The 18467-nt window shown below is 41.0% G+C and carries 11 protein-coding genes and 3 tRNA genes; 6 read left to right on the top strand and 8 right to left on the bottom strand.

From position 1 onward, the window contains the following. Positions 1–8 precede the first annotated feature (8 nt). Together QDI94_RS00880 and QDI94_RS00875 are read right to left on the bottom strand one after the other, a co-directional pair. Positions 9–314: an AzlD domain-containing protein gene (locus QDI94_RS00880; RefSeq protein WP_015523509.1), complete on the bottom strand. Its 306-nt coding sequence runs from the start codon at positions 312–314 to the stop codon at positions 9–11. Continuing rightward, the gene (locus QDI94_RS00875) at positions 304–1047 is read right to left on the bottom strand and encodes an AzlC family ABC transporter permease (RefSeq protein ID WP_101070240.1); all 744 of its coding nucleotides are present in this window, start codon (positions 1045–1047) and stop codon (positions 304–306) included. The genes QDI94_RS00880 and QDI94_RS00875 overlap by 11 nt, the downstream gene beginning before the upstream one ends. Before the next feature lie 507 nt (positions 1048–1554). Between QDI94_RS00875 and QDI94_RS00870 the strand changes: the two genes are divergently transcribed. From QDI94_RS00870 to QDI94_RS00845, 6 genes are all read left to right on the top strand, one after another. Continuing rightward, a complete protein-coding gene (locus QDI94_RS00870) occupies positions 1555–1953 on the top strand; it encodes an ATP-binding protein (protein ID WP_278868684.1) in 399 nt (132 codons plus the stop codon). Positions 1954–2120: 167 nt separating this feature from the next. Beyond that, positions 2121–2429: an STAS domain-containing protein gene (locus QDI94_RS00865; RefSeq protein ID WP_278866461.1), complete on the top strand. Its 309-nt coding sequence runs from the start codon at positions 2121–2123 to the stop codon at positions 2427–2429. Positions 2430–2438: 9 nt separating this feature from the next. Then, positions 2439–4199 (top strand): MATE family efflux transporter, encoded by a 1761-nt coding sequence (locus QDI94_RS00860; protein WP_278866458.1) that lies wholly within the window; start codon positions 2439–2441, stop codon positions 4197–4199. 18 nt (positions 4200–4217) lie between these two features. Continuing rightward, a complete protein-coding gene (locus tag QDI94_RS00855; RefSeq protein WP_278866455.1) occupies positions 4218–11549 on the top strand; it encodes a non-ribosomal peptide synthetase in 7332 nt (2443 codons plus the stop codon). 622 nt (positions 11550–12171) lie between these two features. After that, the gene (locus tag QDI94_RS00850) at positions 12172–12879 is read left to right on the top strand and encodes a LytR/AlgR family response regulator transcription factor (RefSeq protein WP_278866452.1); all 708 of its coding nucleotides are present in this window, start codon (positions 12172–12174) and stop codon (positions 12877–12879) included. A gap of 3 nt (positions 12880–12882) precedes the next feature. Beyond that, positions 12883–14160, top strand: coding sequence for a GHKL domain-containing protein (locus QDI94_RS00845; protein WP_278866449.1), 1278 nt, complete (start codon positions 12883–12885; stop codon positions 14158–14160). Here the strand turns inward: QDI94_RS00845 and QDI94_RS00840 are convergent. The 6 genes from QDI94_RS00840 to QDI94_RS00815 all read right to left on the bottom strand — a co-directional run bounded on the left by QDI94_RS00840 (position 14157) and on the right by QDI94_RS00815 (position 18312). Continuing rightward, positions 14157–14681: a methylated-DNA--[protein]-cysteine S-methyltransferase gene (locus tag QDI94_RS00840; RefSeq protein ID WP_278866447.1), complete on the bottom strand. Its 525-nt coding sequence runs from the start codon at positions 14679–14681 to the stop codon at positions 14157–14159. The two genes, QDI94_RS00845 and QDI94_RS00840, sit on opposite strands and share 4 nt — an antisense overlap. Positions 14682–15172: 491 nt before the next feature. Further along, positions 15173–15248, bottom strand: a tRNA-Gly gene (locus QDI94_RS00835). Positions 15249–15254: 6 nt separating this feature from the next. Then, positions 15255–15330 (bottom strand) — tRNA-Val (locus QDI94_RS00830). 48 nt (positions 15331–15378) lie between these two features. Further along, positions 15379–15453, bottom strand: a tRNA-Cys gene (locus tag QDI94_RS00825). Positions 15454–15717: 264 nt separating this feature from the next. After that, positions 15718–16263, bottom strand: coding sequence for an HdeD family acid-resistance protein (locus QDI94_RS00820; protein ID WP_278475626.1), 546 nt, complete (start codon positions 16261–16263; stop codon positions 15718–15720). Positions 16264–16281: 18 nt separating this feature from the next. After that, on the bottom strand, positions 16282–18312 hold the full coding sequence (locus tag QDI94_RS00815) for an alkyl/aryl-sulfatase (RefSeq protein ID WP_278475627.1): 2031 nt from the start codon (positions 18310–18312) through the stop codon (positions 16282–16284). Positions 18313–18467 lie beyond the last annotated feature (155 nt).

Here is an 18467-nt window from a genome sequence, read left to right as displayed (position 1 = left end):
CAAAAATGTCACACAAAAAATTCAAGAATGAACACAACCGCACAGCATACGCATGAAACCTTGAAAAGACCTGCGTTGAACCATGCCGCCACAAGACCTGCCGCAAAAGCTGCTATGCCTGCAATCGGACTGTGAGTTGCGTTGATTATTGCCGGAAATGTCATTACCGAAAGCGTTACATACGGCACATAGTAGAGAAACGAACGCACAAATGTGTTTGTAAACTGCTTTTTAACAAGTGTAAGCGGAAGAACACGGATTGCGAATGTTACAGCCGCCATAATGAGTATGTATATATAGGGATTATGCGACATTTTCGTTCTCCTCCTCTTCTTTGACAGGGAACAGCAATGCCGCCGCTGCCGAAATTACGATTGTAAGAATAATTGTGCGTGTACCCTCGTCAATCTGATTGATGACGGGAATATATGCAAATGCAAAACTTGCCGCAAAGCTGACAAGTACAATTCCGAGAAGTGTTTTGTTCTTTCTTGACGGCGGAACGATGATTGCAAGGAACATTCCGAAAAGAGCAACGCTTAGTGCGCTGACAATACGAAGAGGCAACAGATTGCCTGCAATTGTGCCGAGCATACTGCCGAATGCCCAACATGGGCAACCTATGAGAATTGCACCGTAGGTATAAAAAGGATTCAGCTTGCCCGACCGTGAAATTGAAATTCCGAAAAATTCGTCTGTAACAAAAAATCCGAGCAACAGCCTGTGGATAATCGAGGTATTCTTTGAAATACGCTGACTTAACGCACAGCTCATAAGAAGATATCTTGCGTTGGCAACAAGGGTTGCAAGCGCAATTACAAAATATGACGAATCAGCCGCAATTACGGTAAAGCCCGAATATTCACCTGCCGATGCGTTGCACAAAAGGCTTGCAAGAAAGCTTTGAAACGCATTAAGTCCCGCAGTTTTTGCGGCAATGCCAAGTGAAAACGAAACGGCAAGGTAGCCGAGTCCAATCGGAATACCGTCACGCATTCCCTCAAGAATAACCTTTCGGTTAGATTTTATTAAATTTTTCCCACCCATTTTTAACTCCATACTTTAAATTCATTTTTTGCAAAATATTGCAGATATATTTTGCAAGCATACCCTTTATTATAATATTTAACTCGGCAAAAGTAAATAATATATTACACAAATTTACAACCGCTTTTCAAAAAGGTAAAGTGCAACAGAACTTACCTCTTTTCTTTGTGAGTAATGCCAAATTTAGAAACTAATTTTAGGCTATTATTGATTTTGGCTTTTTCAGGTTTTATAATATTGATTATCACTTGACGAAATCAATAGGGAAATAGAAAAATGTAAATAAAAACCACAAAACCGTGCAAAACTGATTTTTGTTTTGTGCGGTTTTGTTTTTTTCAAAAACGCAGTGCAAACGCAATTAATTAAAATATTTTCACAATTTAGCAATATTTTTTCAAATTCTATAGATTTCTTCTTCAAAATGTTGTATAATTTTTATGATTAAGTACCTGTATAAAACTGTACATTATGTTGAAACAGGTGTTTTGAAAGTGAGTGAGAATTATGCCAATCGTTTGCGTTGATGCCGTTAAGGAAAATCTGCCGAATGTTATAGAATTTGTGACAAAAATGCTTGGTGAAAATGCAGACGGTAAGCTTGTTTTTGAACTTGAACTGATTTGCGAGGAAGTGTTTGTAAACATCTGCAACTATGCTTACGGTGAAAATGTCGGCAAGGCTGAAATTGAAGTTAGCAAACTTTCAGACAGCATTGTTGTAAAATTCATTGACAACGGAAAAAAATTCAATCCGCTTGAAATTGCAGAGCCGAACATTCACGCTCCGCTTGAGGAACGAAGCATCGGCGGTCTGGGAATTTTCATGACAAAGAAACTTTCCGACACTCTTTCCTATGAAAGATCTAACGGCAAAAATATTTTTACAATCACAAAAAATTTCTAATTTAAAAAATCAATTATTCTTCACTCAAAATTCAAAACCGAATAATACAATGTTTCCAAAATCAGGTTATAATAATCCGATTGTCAGTATTTTGTCACGGTATTGACACTATAATGGAAATGTTGAACGATTGAAATTAAGAATAAAATTTATTGGAGGAACTAACTATGGAAATCAATAAGGCTATAAGCAATCAGAATGTTATTATCACACTCAAGGGTCGTCTTGACACAATGACAGCACCGCAGCTTGATGACGAGGCAAAGAGCATTGATTTTGACGGGGTTGAAACCGTAACCCTCAATCTTAAAGACCTTGAGTACATTTCAAGCTCGGGACTGAGGGTTATTCTTGCACTTTATAAAAACCTAAAAAGCAAGGGCGGAAATCTTAAAATTGTCAATGTAAGCAACACAATTATGGAGCTGTTCTCAATGACAGGGATGTCTGACTACCTTGACATTAAGCAGGGATAAGGAGTTAAAATGAGCAGTACCGTACTTGGCAGAAATGCCGTTACCGTCAACAAAAAATACACGGAATATTTTCTTCCGACAGTTCTGACGGCTATGGCAACAAACATTGCGATGATTGTGGACTCAATTATTGCAGGCAATCTTCTGGGGCAAAACTCACTTGCGGCAATCAACCTTATGTCCCCTATTTCGCAGTTATATTTTTCGATTACTATTCTTTTCGGACTCGGTGCGTCCTCGATAATTTCATTTGCAAAGGGCAGGCGTGACGAAAAGCAGGCTAACCGTGTTTTTACTTCTACATTTATCGTACTTATCGCACTCAGCGTAATTTTTATTGCAATTCAGCTGCCGCTTGCCGACTCGATAAGCTCGTTGCTTACAAAGGACGCAGAGCTTAAATCGCTGTTGTATCAATACTATGTTCCGTTCATAATCGGCACACCGATTTACCTTTTGCTCATGTGTTCAATTCACTTTGTAAGAGCAGACGCAAGGCCTGCGTTTGCATCAAACATTGTAATTGTGGCAAATGCCGTAAATCTCGGACTTGACTTCCTGTTTATGGGTGCTTTCAAAATGGGCATTGCAGGCTCGTCAATTGCGACCGTAACAGGCTATGCGGTAGGGTTTGTGATGATGTCAACACACTTCATCATGAAGAAAAGCACATTGCACTTTGACTTTTCAATTCTCAGAAATCCCGTTCAATTCTTTAAGTTTCTCGGAAAAATGGTTACAATCGGACTTTCGGGAGCATTAGGTACAATGCTGATAACAGTTAAAATGCTGTTTTTAAACACAATTATTCAGAGCATAGGCGGAAGTGCGGGTATGGTTTCATATTCGGTATGCTCGTCAAGCCAAATTTTTATGTCAATGTTCATCACTGGCGCAAGTCAGACAATGATTCCGATTATCGGGGTTTGTCTTGGTGAAAAGGACTATGACGGTGTGCGCTATGCATTCCGCAGAGCCGCAAGGGTGCTTGCTGTTTCAAGCGTTGTAATTATGCTTTTCATCTGTATCGAGCCTGAACCGATAATTAAATTTTTCGGAATTACTTCACCCACAGACATTGCAAACACAGTTCCGGCAATGAGAATCAACGCATTGTCATTCCCCGGACTTTCATTCTCGTTTTTGTTGCTTTACTACTATATGGCAACGCAGAAAAGGGCTATTTCTACTGCAATTTCAATCATCAACGGAATCGTCATACTCATTCCGTCAGCTTTAATTCTCGGCAAATTTTTCGGCATCACGGGCGTATGGTATTCACTCGTGGTTGCACAGGTGGGAACACTTGTAGTTGTGTATTTTATTGACCTTGCCGAAAAGAGAAAATCGGGCGGAAAGTATAAAAACCTTTACCTTCTTGAAGAAACCGAGGACAACGAGCTTCTTGCCCTTTCGTTCAAAGGAACAAAAGAAAATGCGGCAGGCGTTTCGCTCTACCTCTCCTCTTTTCTTTCAAAAAACGGAATTGAAGAAAGCCGTGCAAACAGGATTGCAGTTGCCGTTGAAGAAATGGCTGCAAACTGCGCTGAAAGAATGGAAGGCAAAAAGAAGTTTGCAGACATCGACATCAGAATTTTTGCCGATAAAAAAGAAACCATTATTTCTGTTCGTGACAACGGTGACGAATTTGATCCGCTCAATGACGATAAGGAATTTGAGATGAGTCCTCTCACAGTTGTGAAGGCGATTTCGGATAAGGTTGAATATTCAAGGGCGCTTGGTTTCAATCGCACAATAATTAAACTTTAACAAACGGAGTCGAATATTATGAGTAATTTAATCAACTTGCTTGATACATACAAAGGTGAAAAGCGAGAGCTTTATCCGCTTACACCGAGCCAGATGGGTGTTTATCTTTCGTGTATGCACAACCAAAAAGGCACAATGTACAACATTCCCTGCACCTATGTTTTTGACAAGGGCAGTCTTGATACCGACAGACTGATAAATGCCGTAAGAAAAACTGTTGACAATCACCCTGTTATAAAAATTTTCATTGACAATTCAACAGGAAGTCCGATGATGAAGCCTCGTGACAGCGTTGAATTTGACATTCCTGTCGTACAGGTTGATAACCTTGAACAGGCAGGCAAAGATTTTGTCAAGCCGTTTGACCTTGCAAAAGATGTTCTGTTCAGATTTGCAATTTTTGAATGCGGTGACAAATCTATGTTTGCAATGGATTTTCACCATATAATCTCTGACGGCACATCTGTTTCGGTTATCTGCAATGACATTGCGCTTGCATATGACGGAAAAGAGCTTGAACCCGAAAAAATCTCTCAGCTTGATCTTTCTGTTTTTGAGGAAAAGCTTGAAGAAACCGAAGAATATCAAAAATCAAAGAACTACTATGAAAGCATTTTTTCGGCTGTTGAGTCAAAGTCGGAAATAACGGAAGATTTTGCGGAGGATTCAGAGGTTGAGGATAAACCGAACGGTTCTTTTGAATTATCCACGAACGGCAAATTCTCCGTTGAGGATGTTCGCAATTTTGCCTTAGCAAACCAAATTACACCGTACACTGTTTTCCTCGGTGCATATGAATACGCAGTTGCAAAGTTTACGAATCAGAGCGAAACAACGGTTTGCACGGTTACTCACGGAAGATTTGACAAACAGCTTAAAAATACGGTCGGCATGATGGTTCGCACACTTCCTATCCACGCAAATATTGACGAAGAAGATACCGTTTCCGACTATCTTAAAAAGGTTCGTAAAAGCATAAAGGAAACAGTTTTAAACGACTGGTATCCGTTCATGAAACTTGCGTCTGACTATGACCTTTCTGCTGACATTATGCTGGCTTATCAGGCTGACATATTCAACACATTTAAAATAGGCGGTCAGACTCTAAAATTAAAACTTGTTCCGTTAAAAAGTGCCATTTCAAAATTGAATGTTATGGTATTTGAATCAGAAACAGATTTTGAATTGCGTTTTGAATACAGAAACGATTTATTCAAAGAGGAAACTATTCGTTCGTTTGCCGACAGCTTTTTAAAGATTGTTGAGCAGTTTCTTAAAAAATCCAAGCTCTGCGAAGTTGAGCTTGTAAACGAAAATCAGCTTGCAGAGCTTGATAACTTCAACAAAACGGAATTTCCGTTTGACGACAGCAAGACCATTGTTGATTTGTTTGAGGAGCAATGCAAAAAAACTCCCGACAAAACAGCGGTTGTATATAAAGAAAAGAAGTTCACCTACGCTGAAATTGATGAGATTACAAACCGAATTGCAGGTTATGTTCACTCAAAAGGTATCGGTAAAGAAGAGGTTGTTTCAATTCTGATTCCGAGATGCGAATATATGCCGATTGCGTCAATCGGTGTGCTGAAATCGGGTGCGGCATACCAACCGCTTGATCCGTCCTATCCGCCCGAAAGACTTCAGTTTATGATTAAGGACGCAAACGCAAAGCTTCTTATTGCGGACGAAAATCTGCTTGAGCTTTTGCCCGATTACAGCGGTGATGTTCTTCTTACAAAGGATATTCCGAATCTTCCGAAATCGGATGCCGAAATTACAAAACCGTCCCCCGATGATTTGTTTATACTTATCTATACATCGGGTTCAACAGGCACTCCAAAGGGCGCAATGCTTGAACACAAAAATGTGCGTTCATTCTGCGATTTTCATATCAGAAACTCTGACATTGACGAACACAGCGTTGTTTCGGCATATGCAAGCTACGGTTTTGACGCCTGCCTCAGTGAAATGTATCCTGCGCTTATCGGCGGTGCCGAGCTTCACATTATTGAGGAGGACATCAGACTTGACCTTATAAGGCTGAACAGATATTTTGAAGATAACAGAATCACCCACGCATTTATGACAACACAGGTTGCAAGACAGTTTGCAACCGAAATTGACAACCACTCGCTCAAATATCTTCTTACGGGCGGTGAACGTCTTGTTCCCCTTGAACCGCCAAAGAATTTTGAACTCATAAACGGTTACGGTCCGACAGAATGTACGGTTTACATCACATCACAACCCGTTGACAAACTCTATCACAGAATTCCTGTCGGCAAGGCGCTTGACAATATCAAGCTTTATGTAACAGACAAATACGGCAGACGGCTTCCGACAGGGGCTTTGGGCGAGCTCTGTGTATCAGGTCAGCAGGTTTCAAGAGGTTATCTTAACCGTCCCGAACAGACTGCAAAAGCATACGAAAAGAACCCGTATTGCAATGAAAACGGTTACGAAAGGCTTTATCACACAGGCGACATTGTTCGCCTTACAGATGAGGGCAAGGTTGATTTTATCGGACGAAATGACGGTCAGGTTAAAATCAGAGGATTCCGCATTGAGCTTTCCGAGGTTGACAAGATTATCCGCAAATATGACGGCATTACAAACGCAGCTGTAATCGCAAGAAAGCTTGATGGCGGCGGCCAATGCATTAACGCATACATTGTTGCCGACAGAAAAATTGACATTCAAAAGCTCAACGAATTTATTCTTGAACACAAGCCGCCGTATATGGTACCCGCCGCTACGATGCAGATTGACAAAATTCCGCTCAATGTAAACGGCAAGGTTGACAAGCGCAAGCTTCCCGAAATCAAGGCAGAATCTTCAAAAAAGAAAAATTCCGCTCCGAGGGAACTAACATTCCTTGAAAAGAAAATTTCCGCAATTATCGAAAAGATTATCGGACACAGCGATTTTGATATTTCCGAAAATCTCATCAACGCAGGTATGACCTCGCTTTCGGTTATCAAGCTTGCAGTTGAACTCAACAAGGCATTCGGCTTTGAGGCACAGGTTAAAAAGATGATGAAGGGCTGTTCGGTTCTTTCGATTGAGGACGAACTTCAGGAGTTTATGTTCAGCGGTACGGCAAATCAGCAAACTGTCAAAAAAGAAGAAAAGAAAGAACACAAGGCTCTCTATCCCCTTTCAAAAACTCAGCTCGGCGTGTATATTGACTGTATGAAAAATCCGTACAGCACACTTTACAATATTCCGTCAATTCTCACATTTTCAAAATCAGTCGATGCACAAAAGCTTGCCGACTGCGTTGTAAAGGTAATCAAGGCTCACCCATATATTATGACTCACCTTTCACTTGAAAACGATGATATTGAGCAGGCATATGTTGACTCAGCAAAACCGAATGTTCTCGTTGAAAAGCTTACGGAAGAACAGCTTGAAGCCTACAAAAAGGATTTTGTAAAACCGCACAATCTTATGAAAGCACCGCTGTTCAGAATCTCGGTTGCAGAAACCGAAAAGGCGGTATATCTGCTTTCGGATTTCCACCACCTTATCTTTGACGGTGCATCCGTTGCACTCTTCTTTGAACAGCTTAAAACGCTGTACGAGGGCGGTAACATTGAGCCTGAAAGCTACACCTACTTTGATTATGCAGAGAATGAAATTAAGGCTGAAAGCAGTGATGAATTTAGAAATGCTGAAAAGTTCTTCGACAATATGATGAAGAATTTTGACTCTGCAAGCGAAATCACGGCTGACCTCAGAGGTCATGCAGAGGACGGTGCTCTTGCATCTCAGGCAGTACCCGTTGATATGGCAAGGATTGAAACCTTCTGTTCACAGCACGGAATCACTCCCGCCCACCTTTTCCTTGCCGGCACATTCTACGCTGTTTCAAGATTTGTGAACAGCAGAAATGTTTACATCAGCACAATCAGCAACGGCAGAAGCGATATGCGGCTTACAAACTGCTTTGGTATGTTTGTGAAAACTCTTGCGCTCGGCATTGAAATTGAGGACATCACCTCACTTGAATTTGTTGAAAAAAGCAAAGCTGTTTTCACGGATTCAATTGAAAACGAAATTTATCCCTATGCACAGCTTTGTGCAAAATACGGATATGCGCCGAACATTATGTACGAATATCAGCTTGGTGTTGTTGATAACCTTGAAATTGACGGCAAAGCCGTTGTCCGTGATTACCTTGAAATGAATACTGCAAAGTTCAAAACAGCTGTTCACATTGAGGATTACAAGGGCAAGCCGAGCGTTGTGGTTCAGTACAATGACGCACTTTACAGCGGTGAGCTTATGAGAACGCTTGCAAAATCCGTTCTCTGTGCTGTTGAACATATTATCGAAAATCCAAACGGCAAAATTAGAAAGGTTTCACTCCTTGACAACGCCGCAATTGCACAGCTTGAAAGCTTTAAGTCAACCGAAATTGCTCCCGTTAAGACAAAACTTCTTCACAAAATGTTTGAAGAACAGGTTGCAAAAACTCCCGACAGAATTGCACTTTCGGCTTGTGACGGCAAACTGACCTATAAAGAGCTTGACCGTCTTGCAAATATCACGGCAAACTCACTCATTGAAAAAGGTCTTGAAAAGGGCGGAAGGGTTCTTATTCTGCTTGAAAGAACCTCAAAATTCTTCATATCACTTCTCGGCATTCTCAAGGCAGGCGGTGCGTTTATTCCGTCATGTCCCGACTATCCGAAGGAGCGAATCGACAGTATTATTGAGGACAGTGACGCAGACTTTGTAATTACGGACGGCGAACTGCTTGGCGTATATGACCGCACGGTTGATGTTTCAAAACTTCTTTCGGGCAATAATGAAGAAAATCCGAATGTTGATGTACAGCCTGACGACCTTGCGTACCTCATCTACACATCGGGTTCAACAGGCAAGCCAAAGGGCGTTATGCTCCGCCACATCGGCATTGCAAACTACCTTGCATACAGCGACTCAAACATTCAGGTTAAGGAGGTTGTTGACAACTGTCACGCATACGGCTCTGTAACTACAATCAGCTTTGATATGTCGCTAAAGGAAACCATGCTGTCGCTCTGCAACGGTCTTACACTCGTTTTTGCAAGTAATGAACAGACGGTAAACCCATTGTCACTTGCAGAATTCTTTAAAGAAAACAATGTTGATGTGTTCAACTCTACACCGTCAAGACTTTTGCAATATATGGAGCTTGACGAATTTGCAGAAGCAATGGCAAACTGCAAGGTTATACTTTCGGGCGGTGAAAAATATCCCGACAAGCTATTAAGGGTACTGCGTGAAAAGACGAACGCAACAATAATCAACACCTACGGTCCGACTGAAATCACGGTTTCTTCAAACGCAAAAGATCTTACGAATGCAGACGAAATTTCAATCGGCAAGCCGTTACGCAACTACACGGAATATATCGTTGACTCAGACAACAATCTCCTTCCAATCGGAGTTGTGGGTGAGCTTCTCATTCAGGGATACGGCGTTGCACTCGGCTACAACAAACTTCCCGAACAGACTGCAAAGACATTCATCGAATTTAACGGTGAACGCACCTACCGCTCGGGCGACTATGCAAAATGGACAACAGACGGCGATGTTATTATTCTCGGCAGAACAGACAATCAGGTTAAGCTGAGAGGATTAAGAATTGAACTCGGTGAAATTGAAAAGTGTCTGACCGCAGTAGACGGAATCAAGAGCGGAATTGCTCTCATCAGAAAGGTCGGCAAGGCTGACGCAATCTGCGTTTACTATACAGCCGACAGACAGCTTGATCCCGATGAAATCAAGTCTGAGCTTGCAAAATCTCTCACGGATTATATGGTTCCGAGCGCATATATTCAGCTTGACAAAATGCCTCTCACACCAAACGGCAAGGTCAACACAAAGGTTCTTCCCGAACCTAAAAGCAACAAATCCGAAAGAGGTCGGTTGCCGAAGAATGAACTTGAAAAAACATTCTGCGACATCTTTGCAGAAATTCTTGAACTTGACAATGTTTTTGCAGACGATAACTTCTTTGACCTCGGCGGAACATCGCTTACAGCAACAAGAATTGTAATCTCCGCATCAAAGAAAAATATTGAGGTTGCATACAGCGACATTTTTGCAAATCCTACTCCGCAGACTCTTGCAAAATTTGTGAGCAAGGATGATTCAGCCGAAGACGACCTTGAAAATCTTTCGGACTACGATTATACAAATATCAACAAAGTTCTTGAAAAGAATAATATTGATACATTCAAAAACGGTGAGCTTCAAAAACTCGGCAATGTTCTTCTGACAGGCTCTGCCGGCTTCCTCGGAGTACACATTCTCTACGAACTTCTTCACAAGTATAACGGCAAGGTTTACTGTATGATTCGTGACAAGAACAATAATCCTGCCGAAAACAGAATGAACTCAATCTACTATTACTACTTTGAAGAAAGTCTGAAAGAAAGATATCCCGACAGAGTTACCGTTATCAGCGGTGATGTTACAAGCCGTGAATCATTCGATAAATTTATTGACAAGGACATTAACACGGTCATCAACTGTGCCGCAAATGTTAAGCACTTCTCAAAGGGTACAGACATTGAAGATGTAAACCTTTACGGTACTCTCAATGTGCTTGACTTCTGCAAAAAGACTAATGCAAGACTTGTTCATGTGTCAACAATGAGCGTTGGCGGTATGTTTGTGGGCGAACAAGGTTCTGTTGACAAGCTCAAAGAAAATCAACTTTACTTTGGTCAGCATGAGGGTTCAAAGTACACCCTGTCAAAGTTCCTTGCGGAAAGGGCGATTCTTGAAGAGGTTTCAAAGGGCTTTAACGCAAAGATTATGCGTGTAGGCACACTCGCCGCAAGAAACAGCGACGGTGAATATCAGATTAACTTCACCACCAACACATTTATGGGCAGACTCAAATCTACGCTCCTTATCGGCAAATATCCGTATGAGGCAATGGAAATGCCGTTTGAGCTTTCTCCGATTGATTTTGTGGCAAAGGCAATTCTTCTGCTTGCACAGGCTCCGAAGGATTGCACCGTGTTCCACCCGTTCAACAACCATACTCTCATTATGGGCGACCTCTACACCGAGATGAACAAAATCGGACTTCATTCACAGGGTGCAGAGTATGAGGAATATATGATTGCACTTGACAGAGCCGAGCAGGATCCCGAAAAAGCAAAGATTCTTTCAAGTATGATTGCATATCAGAATATGGCTCACGGTCAAAAGACATTTACAGTCGGCAAGAGCAACACATACACAATGCAGGTTCTTTACAGAATGGGATTTGTGTGGCCCGTTACCTCGCTTGACTATATGAAACGATTCATCAACGCATTAAGAGGTCTTGGCTTCTTCGATTAATAATACAACATCAAGTCATAATAAAAGGCAAAACAGCGGACAATCCGAATCAATGGATTGTCCGCTGTTTTTATATTTTATAATAACGGCAAGCATAAAAAGCACCGCCCCTGCTCTGCAAAAATCAGAACAAGGACGGTAAAGTTAAATGCTTGTCAAATTATGCACTTACTGTTGAATTGATAAACAAGATTTCAATAATAATCTCTGTCTACATTTTAAATATTCAAAGTCAAAAATAAATATACTTTGGAGTAAAAGGGCGGTTTTTGGGAGTAAAAGGAACACTGCATACAATATACTGAAAATAATATAATAAATTTCAGCAACGGCAATGCCATATATTGACAATAAGGTGCAGAAACATTATAATTTACTATACAATGGGAGTGAAAAGATGTTTTTTGGGAGTGGATTTTACTTCTAAAATAAAAAGCAATCTTAATGATCGCCTTTTATTTTTCAGGTATTAGAGCCAGCCGAAAAGCCATCTGAAGATAGTATCAAACACTTTTTTCTCCCCCTTTATTCTGTTGTATGAAGCTACAATAACAAATAAAAAGAGCAAAATAAATATAGTTTGGAGCAAGATATTCTATTTTAAGAGTAAGAGGGTGAAAATGTGCTTGCAGCTTTATGTGACGATGATAAGTTCATAACCGAAAAGCTAAAAAACCTGCTTTTGACATATGCAAAAGAAAATCGTATAATTATAGAAATTGATGAATTTCAGAGCGGAGAGAGGCTTTTAAATTCAGAAATAGATTACGACATAATTGTGCTTGATTATCAGCTAGGCAATACGGACGGTCTGACTGTTGCAAAAGAGCTTAGAAAGCGAAATGTACTTTCGTGCATAATTTTCCTGACATCATATCCTCACTTTATGATTGACGCATTTGAAGTAAACACATTCAGGTTTCTTTTAAAGCCGATTGACAAATCAAAATTTTTTAAGGCAATTGACGATTATGTAAAAATTATAGATGCTAATTATCCTATAACCATTATTCAAAATAAAGAATTGAAAAAAATAAATTCGAATGAAATCTGCTTTATTGAGGCTGACGGAAAGTATTCAAATATTCATTTGTCCGATAAGATTATGCACTGCTCAAAAACTCTTTCAGGGGTTACAAAGCTGCTGCCTGCATACTGTTTCGTAAAAACTCACCGCTCTTATGTGGTAAATCTTCACTATGTAAAATCGTATTCCTCCGACACGGTATATCTGAGCAACGGAGAGGCGGCTTATCTCAGTAAAAATTATCAAAAATCCTTTCGGACATCATATATGAATTTTCTTGAAAAAAATTATGTGAGGTTATAATTTATGCTATTTTACAGCTATGCGGAGTTTGTAATAGGGCTTGTGGCAATTTTCTATTTTACTTCAAAAATATTTTCCATTACCAAGTACAAACTGTATTTTGCCCTGTCATTGATTTTTATAATTTCAACGGCATCGTTTGCTTGCTTTATAAAAAGCGACCAACGGTATGTGATTCTGCCGGTTTTGCATTTTGTTGCATTGACATTTCTTCCGATTTCACTTGGATACAATAAAAAAATGATGTTGCTGTTCTCTTCGCTCTTCTTTTCGGGATTAACATTTTTTATATCCGAAATCTATCAATTGTTGTGTTCAATCTATTCAACCGAATTTGCGAGCAGCACCAGTGTGTTTTTTAATCTGATTTCAAATCTTATTGTTTTGGGAATATTCGTACTGCTGTCAAGTCCGCTGAAAATCAAGACCAAGCTTGTGGTTGAGTCAATCACCAAACCGACAATAATTATGATATTGATTTTCCTTTATCTCGGCGGAAGTATGGCGACCTTCGGGGCATATTACATAATTCCGTCATCGGATTGCAGAACAGCTGCACTTAAAATTTTGACAATGATTGTGTCGATTGTATTCTCGTTTTCAATACCTATTCTTTTGTACAATCAGATTAAAAAGAGCCAATATATGCACGAAAACGACATCTACGAAAGACAGCTTAACGCGCAGATAAATTACTACAAGAGCATCACGACTTCGGGTTATGAACTGCGAAAAATCAGACACGATTACAATGACCTGTCAATCGGGTTAAAGTCGCTGATAAGCAATCAAAAGTACGACGAGGTTCTCCCTCTTCTGCAAAAGTATGACAGCGAGATAATCGGTTCATTTCAAATTTTGTACAACACAGGCAACGACCTTACGGATGCGATTTTAAGCGACAAGCAGAAAAATGCAGGCGACAATATCAAAATAGAATTTGAGGGGTCACTTGCAAATGTTCCTGCCGACAACATTGAAATCTGCGTGCTGTTTAACAATATGATTGACATTGCGTTTGAAAATGTTAAGGAATTTTGCGGTAACAGCAAACAGATTGTCACCTTAAAAGCCGAAACAAGGGCAGGATTTCTGTTTTGCTGTGTAAGTTTTCCGATAAAAGGTGAAATAAAAAAGGCACAGAACAATGTTCTGTACCACAGCTTTGCGTATAAAACTTTGAAAAATCTTGCCGAAAAAAACGGCGGTAAAATCGAAACAAGCCTGTCAAAAAACAGGCTTGCGATAACCACAGGTTGGGCAATAAATAATATTAGTTAATTCTTTTTAAGCACAAACATTTTTGATATATCAGTCTTTTCGTTTTTGAGAAAACTGATTTTTTTATCTATGCCTCCGGCATAGCCTGTAAGATTCCCGTTTGTTCCCACAACACGGTGACACGGCACGATTATCAACACGGGATTGTGTCCCACAGCACCGCCGACCGCCTGTGCGGACATCTTGGCAATACCACTCTGTTTTGCCATAATTCTCGCAATTTCACCGTAGGTCATAACAGAGCCGTAGGGAATTGTCAGGAGAATATCCCATACAGCCTTGCGAAACTTTGAACCGTTAAGCGACAGCTTGGGCATAAAATCGGGTTCGTTGCCCGAAAAATATATGTCAAGCCACTTTTTTGTCTGTTCAAAAACAGGCAGACTTTTATCCTCGGTTTCACCTTTTACAGTTGACGCAAAATACTTTTGTCCGTCAAACCACAAACCGCAAAGACTCTCACCGTCAGACGCCATGGTTATACCGCCAATCGGAGAATTGTAATAATCGGTAAAAATCATAAGCTAACCCCACCCAATTGTACATCAAAATTGAGATTGTTATGCAGACTGACAAAACAAAGAAGTCTACCATCTGTTCAGACAGCGCTTTGCTCCCTTTTTTCCGCCACCGGCGGCGGTCGTAAGGCTACACCTTCGAGCCCCTTATTTGTCAAAAAATTCTGTAAAATAAAAAAATCAGCACATCAACCGTACTGACTTAATGGAGCGGATGACGGGGATTGTTTGATGCAAAAATTTCTGCCCCGCCAACTGCTTGCGGTGCGTAACCCTAACCCTCATCAACGCTCTTAATTTTAAGGTTTACCGTCTGAAATACAGTCACAATGCGTTGCACATAAATGTGCTTCCTTTTGCTCCTTATTTCAGACAGCGCTTTGCTCCCTTTTTTCCGCCACCGGCGGCGGTCGCAAGGCTACACCTTCGAGCCCCTTGTTTGTCAAAAAATTCTGTAAAATAAAAAAGTACCTGCGTTACAGATACTTTTGACTTGGAGCGGATGACGGGGCTCGAACCCGCTACCTCCACCTTGGCAAGGTGGCGCTCTACCAGATGAGCTACATCCGCATATAATGGTGGGAACAACAGGGCTCGAACCTGTGACCCTCTGCTTGTAAGGCAGATGCTCTCCCAGCTGAGCTATGCTCCCACATTTTTATAATCGGAAAGCACTCCTGTTAAGAAGTGCTTTCCGTTTTGGAGGCGACACCCGGATTTGAACCGGGGCGTCAGAGTTTTGCAGACTCGTGCCTTACCACTTGGCTATGTCGCCGAACACTGAGCAATATCACTCAACAGGCATTATTTTATCACAGTAAAATCTATTTGTCAATACTGAATTTACATTTTAATAACAAAAATTAACGAAAAATTATCACATTGATATTTTATGCGTTAAAGCAAAAAAGTGACACAGCATTTTCTTTTTCAGTTTTGCACAAAACCCAAAGTCCTCAAAAAGACGGACTCTCTGAGGACTCGGGATTTTTGGGGTTATCATACTTTTTTCAAAAAAGAGAAGAAAACAATACAAGTACTATTCGCCCGACTTTTCAAATGCCGAGAGAATAAGCTTTACACCGTAAACTGCAAGGAGAACACCTATTATAAAGCCGATTGTTTGTGCGGCAAATACAAGGTGGAAAAATCCGTAGATACCGCCGATTATGACAAGTATACCGCAGAACAGCGGAATAAGCCATGCACCCGAAGATGCTGCGTTCTTAACCTTAAACGACATTGCAACGGACGAGATACCATCCACTACAAGCCAGCCTGAGAAAATGCAGAGAATGATAACATCAAACATAAGTCTTATGCCCGGCATAAACATAGCAAGAATTGAAATTACTGCCGCTGCAATGCCGACAACAAGACCGAGTGTTCCCATTATTGCTTCACTCTGTTCAGCCTTTGCCTTTTTGCGTTTTGCAAAGTAGTCAATCACGGAGCATATTCCCCATACTCCGAGAAGAATTGTCACTATCCAACCGGTATTAAGGAAGGTAAGTCCCGGATAGAACATACAATAAATCGCACCGATTATCGACAATATGCCGAAAATACAATTAAATACTTTCATAGTCACCTCATACTTTAGTTAGGGTTCAATAATATTGAAATACAGCGGGAATTCGGCAACGCTTGATGTAAGGGTTTTGATGATGTCACTGTTGCCCTCAACCTTTTCAATGCCGGCGTCCATAAGTTTCTGATTGTTCTGTGCAATGCCGAGAATACCTGCGCTCTTGGTTTTGATTGTTGCGTCAGCCTTATCGCTCCACTTTTCCTGTGAATAGATAAGCACACCGTGATTTATGCGAAGAAGATATTTTGCGTTTTTATCGGTCACTTCAAGATTGATTACAAGGTTCTGATCTTCAAGCTTCTTTTCGTCAAGACAGATTCCGAGATAATCCAACATTGTTTCGGTACTCATACCGAGAGCTGTTGCACCTGAACCTTCGGAATTCGGATAATTTTTTGTACCGTTACGAAGCTCATAAGCACCTGTAAGATAAGCGTTTCTCCATGCACCGCTTTCGGCCTGATAGCCGAGCTGTTCGAGTGCGTCTGCGCAAAGATAGCGGGCGTCTTTATTTTCGGGATCTGCATATACAAGTGTGTTTGTAATCTGTGCAACCCACTGATACTCTCCCTTGTCAAAGTCTTTTTTAGCCATTTCAAGAACCTTGTCTGTGTCGCCGAGATACTCTACAAGCTTCTTTGAATATTCTGTCGGTTCAAGCTCATCAAGATGTATCGGGTTTTCGTCATACCAACCCATATATTTCTGATAAACTGCTTTTACATTATGCTTGAGAGTTCCGTAATACTGGCGGGTGTACCAAACCTTGTTGAGTTCATCGGGGAGTTCAATCATGTTGGCAATTTCGGTTGATGTATAGCCCTGATTGATGTACATAAGTGTCTGTGAGAATATGTACTTATAGACAGAGGCTGTGTTTGCCATGTAGTCATTGATTACATCGTTGCCCCAATGAGGCCAGTTGTGCGCCTGGAAAACTACTTCGGCTTTGTCTCCGAAAAGCTCCTTTGCCTCCATAATGTACTGCGCCCACGCATTGCCGTCACGAACCTCTGCGCCACGGAGCGTATAGAGATTGTGCATTGTGCCGGAGCAGTTTTCTGCCATCCACAACGCCTTGTATTTTGGAATATAGGTATTCATCTCGGCAGGCGATTCTGTGTTGGGAGTAAGCTGGAACACCATTTCAACACCGTCAACCTTGATGGTTTCGGTAGCTTTCTTCACCTCATAAGACGGTGAAATGTATGTTGTTGTGCCGCTTGAAGGGGTAAGACCGATACCTACCGACAAACTGCCCTTACCGCCCTTATCAAGCAATGATCCGTACTGAAAGTTGGTTCTGCGTTTCATTGCGTTTCCTGCAAAAACATTTTCTTCCATAACAGCCTTTTCGTAGCCTTCGGGAACGATAATGAGCGTTTTGCCGGACTTAATCTGCTCGTCAAGCGGAAGTGATGAATCGGCAACATCCTTTTCGTCAATAAGTCCGCCGATACCGCCGTAGTGGTCAATGTGAGCGTGGCTTACAACAACAGCGGCAATATGCGCCTTGCCGAACTTTGATTCAAGAAGTTCAAGCGCCGCCTTTGCAGTTTCGGAGCTTGTTGTACAGTCAAAAACAATCCAGCCGTTGTCGCTCTTTACAAAGGTTACATTCGCAACATCATAACCTCTTACCTGATAAACACCGTCAACAACTTCAAAAAGTCCATAAAGCGAGTTAAGCTCCGTGTTTCTCCAAAGGCTCGGGTTTGCACTGTCGGGAGTTGACGAGTTTCTGATAAAATCATATGCCGACTGACTCCATGCAACAGTTCCGTTCTCGGTTTTGATTTCGAGTGTGTCAGGGGCAGTTATAAAGCCCTTTTTTGCAAATTCCTTTTCCTGTTCATCGGAAAAGTCAAGGGTCTTATACACCTGTGCGTTTTCGTCAGCCGTATATTTTGACGCGTCCTTTACATCGCTGTTGAATTTTGCGGATGTACTGCTGTCGCTCTGCTGACATCCGCAAAGTGCAGACGAGGCAATCAATGTTGCCGCCAAAGCAAGGCAAAGCCCTGTTTTCTTTTTGTTAATCATAGAATATTTCCTCCGTTTTTTAGCCGTTCATGATTTTTTGTTTAAGCTGAATTATAATAAATAATTGTCATTTAGTCCATACATTTGGCACAAAGTGAAAATTTTTGGCACGAAATGCAAATTAAAGTCACTATTTGCGATATTATGTGATACAA

The organism is Ruminococcus bromii (assembly GCF_928721825.1).
GTDB classification, from domain to species: domain Bacteria; phylum Bacillota; class Clostridia; order Oscillospirales; family Acutalibacteraceae; genus Ruminococcoides; species Ruminococcoides bromii.
Note: the sequence above shows the minus strand (reverse complement) of the source record. Positions and strands in the feature narration are given on the sequence as shown.